Origin of the sequence: Arenibacter sp. S6351L (assembly GCF_023016025.1) — a bacterium.
Classification (GTDB): Bacteria; Bacteroidota; Bacteroidia; order Flavobacteriales; family Flavobacteriaceae; genus Arenibacter; species Arenibacter algicola_B.
In genome coordinates this window covers 60,304-76,764 of the sequence record NZ_JALKBB010000008.1, presented here as the reverse complement: position 1 = coordinate 76,764, position 16,461 = coordinate 60,304, and the positions used below count along the sequence as shown (strand labels likewise).

Below are 16,461 nucleotides of genomic sequence, written 5' to 3'. Positions count from 1 at the left end.
ACTTCCTGTCTTCCGCAGACAGGCTTAGGTGTAGCTGTCCGCTAATCGTTAAAAAAATATTTGTAGGCGGGGACGTAGGGGTTGTTTTATGCAGAACATTTTTGTCACCCTCATTTTTAGATTAATATAAATTTTAAAGAGATGAAAAGAATCGTTAATTATTTCCTACAAGGCTTGTTATATATAGCCCCATTGGGCATCACGGCCTACATTATATATGTCATATTCAATTTTATAGATAATCTATTGCATGACAAGCTAGAGGAAATTTTTAAAATTGATATTCCGGGATTGGGATTGGCGGTAATCTTTATATTTCTTGTTTTGGTCGGGATCGCAGGACAAAGCATATTTGCACAACCATTTAAGGTATTGTTTAAACGGATTCTTGAAAAAGCCCCTTTACTAAAGCTGATATTTTCAGCTTTGAACGACCTTTTTTCAGCCTTTGTTGGTAAGGAAAAGAAGTTTAATAAACCCGTGATGGTCTTGGTAAACCCCATATCGAATTTAGAAAAGTTGGGTTTCCTCACCGAAGAGGATTTAAGTATCCTTGATGAAAAGGAAAAGGTAGCCGTTTATTTTCCTCATTCCTATAATTTTTCCGGAGAGTTGTTCATTGTACCTAAAAACCAAGTAAGGTTAATTGATGTAAATCCTTCGGCCGTTATGAAATTTATTTTATCAGGGGGTGTTTCAGGTATCGATGAAGAAGAAGAGACACCCAAGGATTAGAAACCTATGGTATAGGTCAGCAATTTTGTTGTCCTAATGTTTCGCTTGTAACTTATTTTAGTCAGTTCCCTATAAACATGACGCTTATTTTGCTGCAAAATTAATAACTTAGGGCATATACGCTAATCAAGTACCTGGTTATAGGTTACTTACCAAAATAAGACCTTATGAACCCAAAAGTGGTGGATAGATTTTTAGACAGGGCCAAAAAATGGAAACCGGAAATGACTTTGTTGAGGGAAATCTGCCTGGATTGCGGCCTCACAGAGGAATTTAAATGGATGCACCCCTGCTATACGTTCCAAGACAAAAATGTGGTCTTAATCCATGGTTTTAAAGAATATTGCGCCCTTCTTTTTCATAAAGGAGTCCTGTTAAAGGACACCAACAATATGTTAATCCAACAAACCGAGAACGTACAAGCCGCCCGTCAACTAAGATTTACAAGCCTAAAGGAAATCATAGATTTAAAACCTACTATCAAAGCCTATATTTTCGAGGCCATTGAAGTAGAAAAAGCCGGCTTGGAAGTGACATTGAAAAAGACCTCCGAATTTAATATGCCTACTGAATTTAAAAAGGCCTTGGATAATGATCCCGATTTAAAAGCTGCCTTCCAAGGCTTAACACCGGGAAGACAAAGGGGGTATTTGCTGTATTTCTCACAAGCCAAGCAATCGGCCACAAGAGCCAACAGAGTGGAAAAATATACCCCTAAAATTCTTGAGGGCAAGGGGTTGAATGACCAATAGCAATGAGGGACATTAACATATCCCAACAGTCCAAAACTTATTATAAATAAACAATGCCCAGGATTCAAGACCCTGGGCATTGCCATTACTCCAACGAACCATTTGGTTACAATGGTTATTATCTGGAGCTACCTTCTATTATACATGAATTCCACATAAAAAAGAATTACAAGACATTGATTTAGTATAAATTAAAAAATTACTACTGTCCCCTCAAGCCTGCCTGCGGAAGGCAGGCTCGACCGGACAAAATTACCATAAATAACTCATTAACAATTAAATATAAATCGAAATAAAGTTATTAAACATTTTCGGGAACTTCAAATCCTTCCCTATAATCCCGTCTTAACATTTTATCCGCTTCAGGGTCGTTTATGAACGACTCGGATTTTGGATTGAATGTAAGGACACGGTCCAATCTATAGGCTATGTTGCCCAAATGTGCCAAGCCAGAGGAAAGATGGGCTGTTTCTACAGGCCCGTTCAAGATAGTTTTATCGCGCTTGCGCACCGCCTCTATAAAATTGGCAAAATGTCCGTCGGTTCCACCGGCACCACGGTCCATTCCACTTCCAGATTCTCCACCGTCCTCGCCAGATTTACCTGGTGTCCTATCCTGTCCTAAATATGTTTTATACTTGTCATAACCATCTACGACCAATATACCCTTATCGCCATAGAAAATGTTACCTACGGTTGCACCTTCCTCGGTATTGGTACACCAAGGACGTACTTCAAACTGTATGATCTTTCTTTCTTCAGGGTAGTTATACACAGAGGTAAGCACTTCTGGCACCTCCTTGCAATCGTCCCAAAGATACTTTCCGCCCATAGAGGTAATCTTTGTAGGAAGCCCTACATCCAAGCCCCACATACATAGATCGGTTTCATGAATACCTTGGTTTCCTACATCCCCATTGCCATAATCCCAATGCCAGTGCCAATTGTAGTGCACCAAATTTCTGGTAAATGGCCTTTTTGGAGCTGGTCCTGTCCATAGGTCATAGTCTATTCCTGCCGGAACGGGAGAGAAACCTTTGTCCCCGATATCGCCCCTCCAACGAAAAACAATACCTCTGGCCATATAAACCCTTCCTATATATCCGTCTCGCATTAAATTAATAGCCTCGTTCACGGCAGGGGAACTCCTTAACTGAACCCCGTGCTGTACAATACGATCATATTTTGCCGCTGCCTCTACCATTTTACGGCCTTCCCAAATATTGTGGGAGCCGGGTTTTTCAACATAGACATCCTTCCCGGCCTGACAGGCCCAAATTACAGAAAGGGCATGCCAGTGGTTTGGCGATGCAATACTTACCACGTCTATATCCTTATTATCCATTACCCTACGAAGATCTTGCTCCAAAGCAACATCTTTCTTATAGGTTTCTTTAAACGTTTTTTGGCGTTCCCTTAAAAGGTTCATATCCGGATCGCACAAGGTGGTAACCTGCACATTCTTTTGTGCCATGAGCCCCTGGATATGGCTTTTCCCACGGCCATTGACCCCCAAAACTGCCGCATTGATACGGTCGTTGGCCCCAAAAACAGTCGATGAGATTATGGTAGGTGCCGCAATAACGGCAGAACTTGCCACAGCCGTTCTTTTAATAAATGATCTTCTCGTAGATTTCATTTGCAATTATATTTACGTTAACTATTAATTTTATTGACATTATACAAAGGCCCGACCTAAAATCCAAAACCGTTTAATCCTTTAAGCAGCCCAGCGCCCATTCGACATTTTTGCGTTGGAAACCAACATTTGCAATTCATGTAAAAGATACCTTGTCCCCTTTTGCAATGAAAGTTAGCATTATTTTTTTATTCGTTAACGTTAACAGGCGTAGTTTTTTGTTAATTTTTCAACTTTAGTTGTTGTTTATAACATAAATCATACTTTTTTTTCGATAAATTTCATTTATCCATTAGCGGTCTTTATCCAAATTATGGCTTAGGACCAGTTTACGGCTACCTTCAAACCGAAGTTATATCCCTTAACCAGTTTATGAGGCCCCGCCGCGCATTAGCAATTATTGGCAGCTATGGACCAAGAAATCGTACCCATTATCAATAATCAATAAGGCGATAAAGCCCAAAAAGCCAACAGATTTGTTCTTCCAAACGATTTAAAACACCCCTTTACCATTGGAAATCAGCCATTAGCATTTTCTTATTTAGATTTAATATAAATAATTTGCTCAATTCAATTCTACAAGATATTTTTGTCGCCGAACAATTATTTATTATTAGTCTAAATAAGAATAGATGAAAAACCAACTAACATTACTACTTCTCCTTTGCCTAAATTCCATAGCATTTTCACAAGGCCCAACCGTTAGCGGAACCATAAAGGACAACACCGAAACACCTCTATTTGGGGTAAATATTCTGGTAAAGAATTCCCAAACAGGGACCCAGACCGATGAAAAAGGCCACTTTGAAATCGCCAATCTTAACGACGGCGCACACACCTTATCCATTTCATATCTTGGGTTTAGAAACAGGGATGTCCCATTTACCGTTACCAACGGAAAAACACTAGATCTTGGGGACCTAATCTTATATGAAGGAAACGAGATACTCACCGAAGTAATCGTTGAAGGGGAGCGCATCAATAAATTTTCAAGAAAGAAAACGGCCTATGTATCCAAACTCCCACTGAAGGACATCGAAAATACCCAGGTGTACAACACTATTACCACCGATCTTTTGGAATCACAGATAGTGACCAACTTTGACGATGCCCTTAAAAATGCCGCCGGAGTGGAAAACCTATGGACCTCCACAGGTAGGGGCGGTGATGGGGCCGGATACTATTCCATGCGCGGATTCTCCGTACAACCACAATTGGTAAACGGCCTACCAGGTTTAACCAACGGTACTATAAATCCGGCAAATATAGAACGGATAGAAGTCTTAAAAGGACCTTCCGCAACCTTGTTCGGCAATGCAGTAAGCTCCTATGGTGGTCTAATAAATGTGGTTACCAAAAAACCGTATGCCGGTAGCGGTGGCGAACTTTCCTTTACCTCCGGTACTTACGGACTAAACCAGATTACCGGCGATTTCAATACGGCACTCAATAAAAGTGAAAACTTATATTTTAGGCTAAACACCTCCTACTCCACAGAACAAAGTTTTCAGGATGCCGGCTTTAGAAAATCCTTTTTCGTAGCCCCTTCCCTATCCTACAAGGTAAACAACAAATTATCCTTCTCCTTCTATGGTGAAATTACACAGGCGGAACAGACCAATCCTACCTTCTTGTTTCTAAATAGAGGGGCTCCTACAGAATCCAAAAACCTGGAGGAGTTGAACTATAACAACAAACTGTCCTTTACAAGCAATGACCTTAGCTTGGAAAATCCGACGCAGAATTATAGGATTGAAATGGACTATAAATTGTCCGATACCTGGCAATCACAGACCTTACTTTCCAAAAGCTCCACTTCTACAAAGGGCTACTATTCCTATCTCTACGATTATGGCATCTTAGGGAACGATACCTTTACAAGGTTCATCAACAAACAAAACGCCAATACCCAAACCACGGATATACAGCAAAATTTTATCGGCGATTTTAAGATCGCCTCCCTTAGAAACCGAGTCGTAATTGGTCTGGATTATTTCAACGCCACGGAAATCAATAATAGTACCGGCTATGCCTTCTATGGAAATGTAACTCCAGAAGGTGGGTCCAATGGGGACAATCCTTTTACTGCCGATGTGGAAACCGATACATATGCCCTATCTACGGCAGCAGTAGATGCCGTGTTGGCCTCACAGGCCGTAGGGAACCTTAAATCCAAATATCATATTTATAGTCTTTATGCCTCGGATGTCCTAAATATCAGCAATAACCTATCGGCCATGCTGGGACTGCGGGTAGATCGTTTTGACAATGAAGGCAACTTGGCCAGTGTGGAGGATGATTATGACCAAACCACTTTATCGCCCAAATTTGGATTGCTTTACCAACCAATTTTGGATCAACTTTCTATCTTCGCCAATTACCAAAACGGGTTTACCAACATTGCCCCCCAATTGGTAGGGGATCCGGACGCGGGACCGCAGACTCTGGAAACCTTTGATCCGGAACAGGCCAATCAATTGGAATTTGGAGTTAAGACCAATCTGTTCAATAATAGATTAAATGCAACCATTAGTTACTACGACATTAAGGTAAAAGACCGTGTAATCACCGATCCCTCCTCACCTTTTAACAAAATTCAAGGCGGGGAAGTGGAAAGCAAAGGTTTTGAAATTGAAATCAACGCCAACCCCGTTAAAGGTTTGAACCTAAGGGCCGGCTTCAGCAATAACGATAGTGAAACCACCAAATCTGACAATACCGAGATTTTGAATCGCAGACCCCTGGAGGCCGGTCCCGAAACACAGTATAATTTTTGGGCCAACTATGAATTACAGGAGGGTATGTTGGACGGTTTTGGAATGGGACTAGGGTTTAACGGGGCAAGTGAACGCTTTGCCATAAACTATGCCTCCACAGGAGAATTTATCCTGCCAAGTTATACCATAGCCAACGCCTCTCTTTATTACCAAGCCAACAAATATCGCATTGGCCTAAAGCTAAACAATGCCTTTAACAAAGAATATTACAAAGGCTGGTCCACTATAAATCCACAGGCTCCAAGGGTGTTATTGGCCAATTTCACCTACAAGTTTTAAGCAAAAAAATATAGATTTTCAACCTTGCACAAATGAACCTCAGAAAAATTATCTTCGAACTTCATAAAATTTTAGGCCTTACCACTGGTATCGTTGTATTTATTGTTGCGATTACCGGCTGTTGCTGGGCCTTTAGGGATGAGATTGAAAGTCTATATGACGACTATAAAAAGGTAAGCCCCCAAAACGAACCCATTCTTACCCCTACTGAGGCCAAAATGTATGCCAAGGAGGTTTTCCCCGATAACCATATACATGGCACCCTATTTAAAAAGGCGGATGATGCCATTGAGGTTATTTTTTACGACCCGCAACCAGAATTTTACCAAAGTGTTTTTCTAAATCCATATACTGGCAAGGTGATACAGGTGGATGACCATTTATCCGGATTTTTTGCCTTTATCCTAAAAGGGCATATGCGGCTATGGTTGCCAAAAGAAATTGGGGAACAGGTGGTAGGAGCGTCCATCCTTATATTTATGGCGATAATCCTTTCCGGAATCTTCCTTTGGGTACCTAAGAAGCGGAAAAATCTTAAACAACGCTTAAGGTTTAGCTGGAAAGATACTACCCGTTGGAAACGAAAGAACTTTGACCTTCATACCATAATAGGTTTTTACATATGTTCACTGGCCCTGATCCTTGCCTTTACGGGCTCGGTAATGTCCTATAATTGGATGAAGTATGTACTTTATAAATCTTTGGGGGGAGACAAGGAAGCTGCATTTATAATTCCTGAAAATATTGGCTCCCCAAGCCAAGGCGAAGGTGTAATGCCGATTGACCTTCTTATTCCCAAACTTCAGGCAGCATCGCCCGATGCGGAAAGTTTTGAACTTCACTATCCCACAGGCCCGGATGCAAGTATTTATGTAGAAGTTTCCAATAGTTCTGGTCTATACTACGATTCGGACTTTCGGTTTTTTGACCAACATACCCTAGAGGAAATAGAAACCCCAAGTATATACGGTAAATATGAAAATGCCAAGGTAGCGGACAAAATTCTACGAATGAACTATGACATCCATATTGGGGCCATAGGGGGCATTGCCGGAAAAATAATTGCCTTTTTGGTGAGCCTGCTTACCGCTAGTCTGCCCGTAACCGGAATATTACTTTGGTATGGCAGGACGTATAAAAAGAAAAAGAGTTTGGTAAAAATAGAAGCCTAATACAGGAGAAAAAAATCAAAATAATTCCGTACTTTTCAACCAATAGATTTACCGATTAATCCTGCATGAAGCCCAAGATCGAAATAAAACTGGCCCAAACAACAACCGACTATTTAGCGGCAAAGGAGTTGATTTTGGAATATGTAGCCTGGCTGGGCATTGATCTATCCTTTCAAAATTTTGACAAGGAAATGGCGGGTCTGCCCGAAATGTACAATCCTGAGGATGGGGGATTATATATTGCCTATATAAACGGGGAGGCCGTTGGCATCGCTGGGATACGTAGATTCAACCAGCAGGATTGTGAAGTTAAAAGAATGTATGTAAAACCCAATAGCAGAGGCTTGGGCATAGGGCAACTGTTATTGAAGCAATGCCTGGATACCGCCAGAAAACTACAATACGACAGTGTTAAATTGGACACGGCCGACTTTATGAAATCGGCCATAAAATTGTATACTGATCATGGTTTTAAAGAAATTTCTGCCTATCGCCATAATCCCCACGAATCGGCCAAGTATTTTGAATTAAACCTTAAAGAGTAATCGTTTTAAGAAACCGGAAGCCCGGTTTTACAGGTGCATTCAGGAACAGCTCTCCAGAAAATTCTAATCCAACTAGAACCAATACCCCTTTCAAATTAGGTTTATTTCATATTAAAATATTCATAATAATTTGTTTAGTTAGGATTCCTTACTATATTTGTATGGCAATAGTGCTATAACCTAAATTTTAGAACAATGAAAAAATCCGTTTTTTATCACGCAGGATGTCCCGTATGCCTTAGTGCAGAACATGAGATCTTAGAACTAGTAGGAAAGGACAATGTGGAAATTGTACATTTCGGAACCAGTAAATCGCGCATTCCCGAGGCCGAAAAAGCCGGCGTTAAATCGGTTCCAGCTTTGGTTACCCCTACTGGAAATGTACTGCACATTAACTTTGGCGCCTCCATGGCAGATGTAAAGGGTTAAAAAAATTTAACCTTAAAAGTTAGGATTCCTAATATTTTAAAATTTTAACAGTGAACGCCATGAAAATATCGGTTTGGGACACTTATGTAGCCCATGAATACGGCAAGACCATGCATTTTGATATACTCGTACCTGCTACTATGGAAGATAAGGACAGTATTTTTAAATACGGTCGTGAATTTCTATCCACAAAACCGTTCAAAACAGCTGAACTTTCCTCCAAGGAATGCAAGTTCTGCCATATGGAACAGGCAGCAAATACCATAGCGGATATTATCAATAAAGAAGGGTATTACATCATAGAAATGGAAAATTGCGAATAATTTAATTAGGATAACTAACTTTGCCTGTCGGATAAAATCCCGGCAGGCTTTTTATATGGACAAAAGTATTTTTAATCCGGACCATCAAGAGACCGACGTTTCCAGTAAAATTGTTGCCGGGCTTGAACGTATATCCGAAGCATTCAAGGTTTTGCTATGGGATAAGGCCAAATTATTGGGATTAAGTCCCATCCAGATCCAGATCTTAATTTTTATTGCCTACCACAAAACCGAGTTCTGTAATGTAAGTCACTTGGCCAAAGAATTCAATATTACCAAACCTACTATAAGCGATGCCATTAGGGTATTGGACAAGAAAGGCTTCATTACCAAAAACTACTCCTCCAGCGATAGCAGAAGTTATTCCATTGGTTTGTCCACTGAAGGCAAAAAAATGGTGGAAGAAACATCTGATTTTGCCAATCCCTTAAAAACTGAGCTCACCACTTTGCATCAGACCGACCTGGAAGCTCTATTCGGTACACTTAGCAAACTTATCTATCAATTAAATAGAAGCGGAATTCTTACGGTGCAAAGAACCTGTTATGGTTGTAAATTCTACAGTAGGAAGGCCGATCAGGACTATTGCAATTTATTGGACAAGGAATTATTGAATACAGATATTCGATTGGACTGCCCGGAATTTGAAGAAAGGCCTACCCACTAAACCCTCCAATCCAAACTCCCACTATAATTTCCAAAAGCCGAATATCTTGTCTACAACTTTGTGATATTTACCAAGATTTAGGATATTTACCGCTTCCATGTTTTAAGAAAAACTGGCAAATCCAAACCTAAGGTCATCCTAGGCTTATAAATAAAGTAAATGAAGAACACTTGGCTACTGTGCGGCATATTTCTATTGTCCATTACTCCTTGTCTTGCCCAGCAAGGAAATACCTCAACGTTATCGATCAAAGAAATTATGCAGGGCGATGACTTTGTGGGGCATCTTCCTTCCAACCCGCAATGGTCCGTGGATGGTCAGACCCTATATTTTGATTGGAACCCCGTCAAGGCCCAAAGTGACTCCCTCTACAACTACCATTTAAAATCGGACAAGACAGTAAAAACCGATTTTGAGACCGAATATGCCCTACCCAGTACTTACGGGGTCTATAACCAGGATAGATCCATGAAATTATATGCCAAGCGGGGAGACATATTTATGTTGAACCTTAAGACCCGACACATTACCCAAATAACCCAGACCGAAGAATACGAAAGCACCCCCCATTTCACCGAGAACGACACCAAAGTGGCCTACCAAAAGGGCAAAAGTCTATTTACTTGGAACATCGCCAATGGGAGTACCGTACAGCTAACCCAAATTAAGTCCAAAAAAACAGATGACGAAAAAAGTAAAAAAGACCAATGGCTATACGAAGATCAATTAGGCCTATTTGAGGTATTGCGCGAACGAAAAGCAAAAAAGGATGCGGCCGAGGAAATGAACAAACGTCTGGAAGCCAAAGAACCCTTACCTATTGACCCCGAAGACAAATCGATTTACAATCAAAGGATTGATCCCAAAGGAAAATTTATTACTTACATAGGTGCAAAATCACCAAAAGCCAATAAGGGTACCATTGTTCCCCATTACGTTACCGAATCGGGCTATACCGAAGATGAAAATACAAGATCTAAGGTGGGCAACGAACCCTACGAATATGAAATGTTCGTATATGACATTGCCAACAGAAAAGCCTACCCAGTAGTCCTTGACAGCTTGGAAGGTTTGGATTACGTACCTGAGTACACCAAGGACTATCCGGATAAGACTTATGAAAACAAAAACCGGTTAGGGTATATTGATGGGCCTCTTTGGAGCGAGGACGGAAAATACGCGGTATTGGACATTAACAGCAACGATTATAAGGACCGGTGGATCGTACTTCTAGATCCAAAAAACGGTACGGTTACGTTGTTGGATCGCCAACATGACGAAGCTTGGATAGCCGGACCCGGCATAGGAGGATACGAAGGAGGCGAAATGGGTTGGATGCCCGATGGAAAAAGTATCTGGTTCCAATCCGAAAAAACGGGCTATTCACATCTCTATATGATGGATGTAAGCACCAAAAAAGTAACGGCATTGACCTCGGGGGAATTTGAAATCTACGACCCACGAATCTCAAAGGATAAAAAGCGTTGGTATTTTACGGCAAATAAGAACCATCCCGGTGACCGCCAGTTTTACACCATGCCCATTGATGGTGGAAAACTACAGCAGCTGACCCAGATGACCGGATCCAATGAGGTTACCCTGTCCCCAGACGAGCGTAAAATGGCCATTTTGCATTCGTACACCAACAAGCCTACGGAACTGTACCTGCAGGACAACCCTATTTGGGGGAAATCCAAAGCAGAGGCAAAACAAATCACTTTTTCCACCACCAAAGATTTTAATGGGTACGAATGGCGAGACCCAGAAATAATCACCTTCCAGGCCGAAGATGGCGAGGCAGTACACGCTAGGCTATACAAACCAAATTCCGACATAAAAAATAAGGCTGCCGTTATTTTTGTCCATGGAGCTGGATATTTGCAAAACGCCCATAAATGGTGGAGTACCTATTATAGGGAGTATATGTTCCACAATCTCTTAGCGGACAATGGCTATACCGTGTTGGACATAGATTATAGGGGCAGTGCCGGTTATGGTCGGGACTGGAGAACAGGAATTTACAGACATATGGGTGGAAAGGACCTGTCCGACCAAGTGGATGGAGCAGCATATTTGGTAAAGGAATTAGGGATAGACCAGAATAAGATAGGCATCTATGGTGGCTCCTATGGAGGATTCATCACCTTAATGGGAATGTTTACCACCCCCGACACCTTTAAAGCGGGAGCAGCAATCCGGTCCGTGGGAGACTGGGCAGCATACAGTCACGGATATACGGCCCGTATATTGAACACCCCGGTCACGGACAGTTTGGCCTACCGAAGAAGCTCCCCAATTTATTTTGCGGACGGATTAAAGGGCGATTTATTGATCCTGCACGGCATGATAGATGACAACGTACATTTTCAGGATATGGTGAGATTATCCCAACGCTTGATAGAGTTGGAGAAACACAATTGGGAAATGGCCGTGTACCCGGTAGAAAGGCACGGTTTTGTGGAACCCAGTAGCTGGACCGATGAATACACCCGTATCTTTAAGTTGTTCCAAAAAAGCTTATTGGATAAAAACTAGCACGAACCAAACGTACTACAACAGGACAGGTCGGCCAACACTTAATGGTCGCCTGGGCATACCCATTATTCAATTCCATATGCTACTACCTTTCATTTAGACTGTACCTATAATAAATTAAGCATAGTACCTACGCTCTTAATAAGGGGTAACATCCCAGGTGAATAAGGTATTTGGTACCTTTTAAAGGCACAAAAAGCTTAATTGTACATACGTATTTAAAAAATAAGCCGTTTGCATTATATATTATCTAAATTGAATCATATCTTAACATTTAAATTTAATTTGGACAAAGTCAATTCTACAAAGTAATTGGCATTACAGGAAAAGCAACTAGGTGAGGTTTTAGGAATATGGGAACGCAGAAAAAGTATTATGGATGGAGATGGGATAAAGAAGACCCTATATTCAAGAATCTTGAATATATTAAAAATGTCCTGGGATATGTAGCTCCCGACGATCAATCATTTACTTCCAGCAGTTTCAAGGAATTATTCTATCCAGGAGATTTTGATCTACTTCAAAAATCTTGGAAGGCATATAAAAAAGGCACCGATCATTCTTTTGAAATATCCTATAGGTTCAAGCATAAGGATGGGTCATGGAGATGGATAAAAGAATCTGGTCTAGCCAATGAATTTAACACCTCCAACAATCCTATTGGAGCAATCGGCACCATACAAGAGGTAACGGACAAGAAAAAAAAGAATACCCATTTAAAATCTATCCTTAAAAGCGTTTCCATAATAATACTCCGCTTAAAACAAGATTCCAATAAAAATCTTAAAGTTGATTTTATAAGTGAGGAAGCCCTACAACATTGGAATATTCCATGCAAAACCCTTTTAAAAGATGAAAACTATTTACGTAATTTAGCTCATGTGGATGATCTTGGCAGAATTAGATCTGCCTTAAACAATTCCTTCACGAAAATGGAATTTTTCGAATGCCAATGGCGGGTGGTATCAAAGGAAGATAAGATTATTTGGTGTCAGGGCGTAGGAACACCTATAAGGGATAAAGATGGCAGTTGTTTTCTGGACATTGTAATTACGGATATCACTAAGGAGAAATTGTATACCGAACAACTTAAAGTATCCGAAGAAAAATACCATAGCCTTTTTCAGCATTCCCCCCAGCCTTCATGGGTATATAACCTAGAAACATTAGCTTTTTTGAATGTTAATACTGCTGCCATAGAAAAATATGGTTATAGCAAAGAGGAGTTCATGGGCATGACTTTGGCGGATATAAGACCAGAAGGTGAAATGACATATCTGGAGAAACAGGTTAAAAAAACTAGAGAAAATTATTCAAACCTTTTCGATGGACATTTTAAACATATTACCAAAAATGGCCAAATATTAACAGTGCATCTATATAGCAGTCCTATTACTTACAATGGCAAAAAATGTAGACAGATCATCGCTATAGATATTTCAGAAAAAATGAAATATCTAAAGTTTATAGAAAATCAGAATAAGAGTTTAAAAAAGATTGGCTGGATGCAGTCCCACGAACTTAGGGCTCCTTTGGTTAGATTAATGGGCCTAATAAATTTACTAAACGATCATGACTCCATATGCAAGGAAGAAATGAATTATATCAATAAGGAAATTATAAATTCGGCCAATGAAATGGATGTCATGACCAAAAACATAGCCAAGATTATTAATGATACCCAACTAAAAGAGAAAAGGAATGACGCACAGATTATTGCAGATTGATGACGATCCGGTAATTCTTTTTTTGCACAACAAACTGTTTTCAAAATACACCAATTCCAAAATTGAACAATTTAAGAATGGGAAATTGGCATTGGATCATATACTAGACAACAATGGTCCTGACATTTCATACATGTTGCTTTTAGATATCAATATGCCAGTAATGAATGGTTGGGAATTAATGGATGAGATTTGCAACCTTGGCTTGGCTAAGAGCATTAGTGTCGTAATTTTAACTTCCTCCGCAGATTATGCTGATTTGGACAAATCCAAATCATATGCCAACATTGTACATTTTATTCAAAAACCTTTGACCAAGGAAAAGATTGAAAAAATACCATTGCTTATGGAATATTTGAATTTACAGAAGTAACTTGTATGGCCGTCTGCTATATATGACTTTATTTAATAATTCTGGCAAGCAATAAACCGTTCCCATTACAAGTAGTTTGGCACAGGATCAAACAGACTGAAAAGTCCTATTGATACACCCTAACATATTATCCCCAAAAATTTAAATTGAAGTGCCTTATTAAGGTTAGGAACAAAAATTCAATAAAATTTCAAATTAAAGTGATAGAAATTACGTTATGAAAAACTTCATTTTAGCACCTAGAAATTGTGACCATCCCATATAAAACCATAATCTATATATGTTGAAGCTATTTGGATAACTTCAAAATCAACAACTTTTCTTTTGATTAAAATTAGTCTATTTTTATCAAAAATTAGCCCAATGGACATCAAAGACAAATTCTTTGCACATATAGAGGAAGGATATACCACAAAAGGAGACTTTATCACTATGGGTTCCGCCATGTTGAACGGGGAAACCATAACCAATGCACACGTAAAAATCCCATTAAAAACACTTAATAGGCATGGTCTCATTGCCGGGGCAACCGGTACAGGTAAGACCAAAACCCTTCAGGTAATTGCGGAAAATCTTTCGGACAAAGGAATTCCCGTATTGCTTATGGACCTTAAAGGGGATCTTAGCGGTCTGGCCCAACCCAGTCCTGGGCATCCAAAAATTGATGAACGTCACGCCAAAATAGGTGGCCTACCATTTACTCCAAAAGCCTTTCCTGTAGAAATACTTTCCCTTTCCGAACAGGACGGTGTAAAATTGAGGGCCACGGTTTCAGAATTTGGACCGGTTCTTCTCAGCCGAATTCTAGATCTTTCAGTTACACAGGAAGGTATTGTAGCGGTTGTTTTTAAATATTGTGATGACAACAAGCTTCCGTTATTGGACCTTAAGGATTTTAAAAAAGTATTGCAGTACGCCACAGAAGAGGGCAAAAAGGAATTTTCCGATTCCTATGGGCGAATCTCTACCAGTTCTACCGGGACCATTCTTAGAAAAATAATAGAACTGGAACAGCAAGGTGCCGATCTGTTTTTTGGAGAAAAATCTTTTGATGTAGAGGACCTTACCCGTATTGACGAAAATGGCAGGGGTTATATCAATATTCTTCGTTTAACGGATATACAGGACAGGCCTAAATTATTTTCAACTTTTATGTTGAGTCTATTGGCTGAAATTTACGATACTTTTCCTGAGCAAGGTGATACCGGGAGACCGGAACTGGTCCTTTTTATAGATGAAGCCCACCTTATTTTCAACGAAGCTTCAAAAGCACTTTTAAATCAAATAGAGAACATTGTAAAATTAATACGATCCAAAGGTATCGGGGTGTATTTTGTAACCCAAAACCCTACCGATGTGCCAGACGCAGTCCTTTCCCAATTGGGATTAAAGGTGCAACATGCCCTACGTGCGTTTACCGCAAAGGATAGAAAAGCCATAAAACTTACTGCAGAAAACTATCCCATTTCCGAATTTTATGACACCAAGGAAGTTTTGACTTCCCTGGGAATCGGGGAGGCATTGATCAGTGCCCTGAATGAAAAGGGAAGACCAACCCCCCTAGCGGCCACTATGCTAAGGGCTCCTATGAGCCGGATGGATATTCTTACCGACAGTGAGCTTAAAGAGGTAATAGACAAATCTAAACTGGTTAGAAAATACAATGAAACCATAGACCGGGAAAGCGCGTATGAACTCCTAAACGTTAAGATTGAAAAGGCAGAAAAACTGGCTGAAGAGGAAAAGGCCTCTTCCAGCAGTAAATCAACCCGATCTAGCTCCAGAAGGACCAGCACACGCCAAAACCCTGTAATAAAAGTATTGACCAGCGCAACTTTTATTAGGGGAGTCCTGGGCGTATTAAAGAAAGTTATGCGATAGTCCTATGGATTATCCACCAACAAGACACAAAAAAATTAATCTTTAAAAATACCTTTTACCTTTAAAATGATAAGAAAATCAATTTTTGCCGTAGCAATAAGCGCGCTACTCTTTATTCAATGTAATACCAATACCGATTTTGTAATTGCCAAAGACCAAGTAGGCAAATTGATGAAATCCAATACCGTTGATGAAATTGAAACTGTATTTGCCAGTGATTCCATAGTTAGGGATACGGCAATTACCAGAATTGGTGCAGCAGTAAAAAAAATCAACATTTTTGAAAAGGGAGGCAAGCATTTACTTACCCTCACCCCCAATAAGGATAGTATTCCAAAAATAGAAATTATCCGTATTTACGATCCAAGATATGTTACTGAAAAAGGCGTTGGACTCAATAGTACCTTTAAGGATATCAAAGACAAACACAGTATTAAAAAAATTATAACAGCCCTCAACAATGTGGTGATCTTCCTTAAGGACTCCGACGCCTATTTCACCATAGCCAAGACCGAACTTCCCAGCAACCTTCAATATGGCAACAACACCGATATTGAAGCTGTTCAGATACCGGACAAGGCAAAGATCAAATATATGATGGTGGGCTGGGAATAACAGCAACGCAAT

At 40.1% G+C, this 16,461-nt stretch carries 14 protein-coding genes; 13 read left to right on the top strand and 1 reads right to left on the bottom strand.

Going from position 1 to position 16,461, the window contains the following annotated elements:
• Nucleotides 1–141 precede the first annotated feature (141 nt).
• Both MWU82_RS08725 and MWU82_RS08720 read left to right on the top strand, forming a co-directional pair.
• The gene (locus MWU82_RS08725; protein ID WP_072863642.1) at nt 142–735 is read left to right on the top strand and encodes a DUF502 domain-containing protein; all 594 of its coding nucleotides are present in this window, start codon (nt 142–144) and stop codon (nt 733–735) included.
• 167 nt (nt 736–902) lie between these two features.
• Nucleotides 903–1,487 carry a YdeI family protein gene (locus MWU82_RS08720; RefSeq protein WP_247096115.1) on the top strand — a complete coding sequence of 195 codons (585 nt, stop codon included), beginning with the start codon at nt 903–905 and terminating at the stop codon, nt 1,485–1,487.
• A 301-nt stretch (nt 1,488–1,788) separates the two neighbouring features.
• On the opposite strand, the gene MWU82_RS08715 is transcribed toward MWU82_RS08720, so the two are convergent.
• Complete coding sequence (locus MWU82_RS08715; protein ID WP_247096114.1) at nt 1,789–3,126, bottom strand: Gfo/Idh/MocA family oxidoreductase; 1,338 nt, start codon at nt 3,124–3,126, stop codon at nt 1,789–1,791.
• A gap of 632 nt (nt 3,127–3,758) precedes the next feature.
• Between MWU82_RS08715 and MWU82_RS08710 the strand changes: the two genes are divergently transcribed.
• The 11 genes from MWU82_RS08710 to MWU82_RS08660 all read left to right on the top strand — a co-directional run bounded on the left by MWU82_RS08710 (nt 3,759) and on the right by MWU82_RS08660 (nt 16,449).
• Entirely contained in the window at nt 3,759–6,182 is a 2,424-nt protein-coding gene (locus tag MWU82_RS08710) for a TonB-dependent receptor (RefSeq protein WP_247096113.1), read from the top strand.
• 32 nt (nt 6,183–6,214) lie between these two features.
• On the top strand, nt 6,215–7,354 hold the full coding sequence (locus tag MWU82_RS08705) for a PepSY-associated TM helix domain-containing protein (protein WP_247096112.1): 1,140 nt from the start codon (nt 6,215–6,217) through the stop codon (nt 7,352–7,354).
• Between the two features lie 65 nt (nt 7,355–7,419).
• Nucleotides 7,420–7,899 (top strand): GNAT family N-acetyltransferase, encoded by a 480-nt coding sequence (locus tag MWU82_RS08700; protein WP_215946005.1) that lies wholly within the window; start codon nt 7,420–7,422, stop codon nt 7,897–7,899.
• Between the two features lie 195 nt (nt 7,900–8,094).
• Nucleotides 8,095–8,328 (top strand): thioredoxin family protein, encoded by a 234-nt coding sequence (locus tag MWU82_RS08695; protein ID WP_111624247.1) that lies wholly within the window; start codon nt 8,095–8,097, stop codon nt 8,326–8,328.
• Between the two features lie 59 nt (nt 8,329–8,387).
• Nucleotides 8,388–8,651, top strand: a complete 264-nt coding sequence (locus MWU82_RS08690; protein ID WP_247096111.1) for a DUF2024 family protein — start codon at nt 8,388–8,390, stop codon at nt 8,649–8,651.
• Nucleotides 8,652–8,706: 55 nt separating this feature from the next.
• Nucleotides 8,707–9,318, top strand: coding sequence for a MarR family transcriptional regulator (locus MWU82_RS08685; protein ID WP_247096110.1), 612 nt, complete (start codon nt 8,707–8,709; stop codon nt 9,316–9,318).
• Nucleotides 9,319–9,477: 159 nt separating this feature from the next.
• Nucleotides 9,478–11,853, top strand: a complete 2,376-nt coding sequence (locus tag MWU82_RS08680; RefSeq protein WP_247096109.1) for a prolyl oligopeptidase family serine peptidase — start codon at nt 9,478–9,480, stop codon at nt 11,851–11,853.
• Between the two features lie 353 nt (nt 11,854–12,206).
• Nucleotides 12,207–13,580 carry a PAS domain-containing protein gene (locus MWU82_RS08675; protein ID WP_247096108.1) on the top strand — a complete coding sequence of 458 codons (1,374 nt, stop codon included), beginning with the start codon at nt 12,207–12,209 and terminating at the stop codon, nt 13,578–13,580.
• Nucleotides 13,555–13,953, top strand: a complete 399-nt coding sequence (locus MWU82_RS08670) for a response regulator (RefSeq protein ID WP_215946010.1) — start codon at nt 13,555–13,557, stop codon at nt 13,951–13,953. The genes MWU82_RS08675 and MWU82_RS08670 overlap by 26 nt, the downstream gene beginning before the upstream one ends.
• A 363-nt stretch (nt 13,954–14,316) precedes the next feature.
• Nucleotides 14,317–15,834, top strand: a complete 1,518-nt coding sequence (locus tag MWU82_RS08665) for a helicase HerA-like domain-containing protein (protein WP_247096107.1) — start codon at nt 14,317–14,319, stop codon at nt 15,832–15,834.
• Between the two features lie 66 nt (nt 15,835–15,900).
• The gene (locus tag MWU82_RS08660; protein WP_247096106.1) at nt 15,901–16,449 is read left to right on the top strand and encodes a hypothetical protein; all 549 of its coding nucleotides are present in this window, start codon (nt 15,901–15,903) and stop codon (nt 16,447–16,449) included.
• The last annotated feature ends 12 nt before the right edge of the window (nt 16,450–16,461 follow it).

What these genes read in the sequence shown, in the direction of transcription:
- MWU82_RS08685 (WP_247096110.1), top strand. Translation starts at nt 8,707, where the DNA reads ATGGACAAAAGTATTTTTAATCCGGACCATCAAGAGACCGACGTTTCC.
- MWU82_RS08660 (WP_247096106.1), top strand. Translation starts at nt 15,901, where the DNA reads ATGATAAGAAAATCAATTTTTGCCGTAGCAATAAGCGCGCTACTCTTT.
- MWU82_RS08705 (WP_247096112.1), top strand. Translation starts at nt 6,215, where the DNA reads ATGAACCTCAGAAAAATTATCTTCGAACTTCATAAAATTTTAGGCCTT.
- MWU82_RS08710 (WP_247096113.1), top strand. Translation starts at nt 3,759, where the DNA reads ATGAAAAACCAACTAACATTACTACTTCTCCTTTGCCTAAATTCCATA.
- MWU82_RS08715 (WP_247096114.1), bottom strand. Translation starts at nt 3,126, where the DNA reads ATGAAATCTACGAGAAGATCATTTATTAAAAGAACGGCTGTGGCAAGT.
- MWU82_RS08725 (WP_072863642.1), top strand. Translation starts at nt 142, where the DNA reads ATGAAAAGAATCGTTAATTATTTCCTACAAGGCTTGTTATATATAGCC.
- MWU82_RS08720 (WP_247096115.1), top strand. Translation starts at nt 903, where the DNA reads ATGAACCCAAAAGTGGTGGATAGATTTTTAGACAGGGCCAAAAAATGG.
- MWU82_RS08680 (WP_247096109.1), top strand. Translation starts at nt 9,478, where the DNA reads ATGAAGAACACTTGGCTACTGTGCGGCATATTTCTATTGTCCATTACT.
- MWU82_RS08700 (WP_215946005.1), top strand. Translation starts at nt 7,420, where the DNA reads ATGAAGCCCAAGATCGAAATAAAACTGGCCCAAACAACAACCGACTAT.
- MWU82_RS08690 (WP_247096111.1), top strand. Translation starts at nt 8,388, where the DNA reads ATGAAAATATCGGTTTGGGACACTTATGTAGCCCATGAATACGGCAAG.
- MWU82_RS08665 (WP_247096107.1), top strand. Translation starts at nt 14,317, where the DNA reads ATGGACATCAAAGACAAATTCTTTGCACATATAGAGGAAGGATATACC.
- MWU82_RS08695 (WP_111624247.1), top strand. Translation starts at nt 8,095, where the DNA reads ATGAAAAAATCCGTTTTTTATCACGCAGGATGTCCCGTATGCCTTAGT.
- MWU82_RS08670 (WP_215946010.1), top strand. Translation starts at nt 13,555, where the DNA reads ATGACGCACAGATTATTGCAGATTGATGACGATCCGGTAATTCTTTTT.
- MWU82_RS08675 (WP_247096108.1), top strand. Translation starts at nt 12,207, where the DNA reads ATGGGAACGCAGAAAAAGTATTATGGATGGAGATGGGATAAAGAAGAC.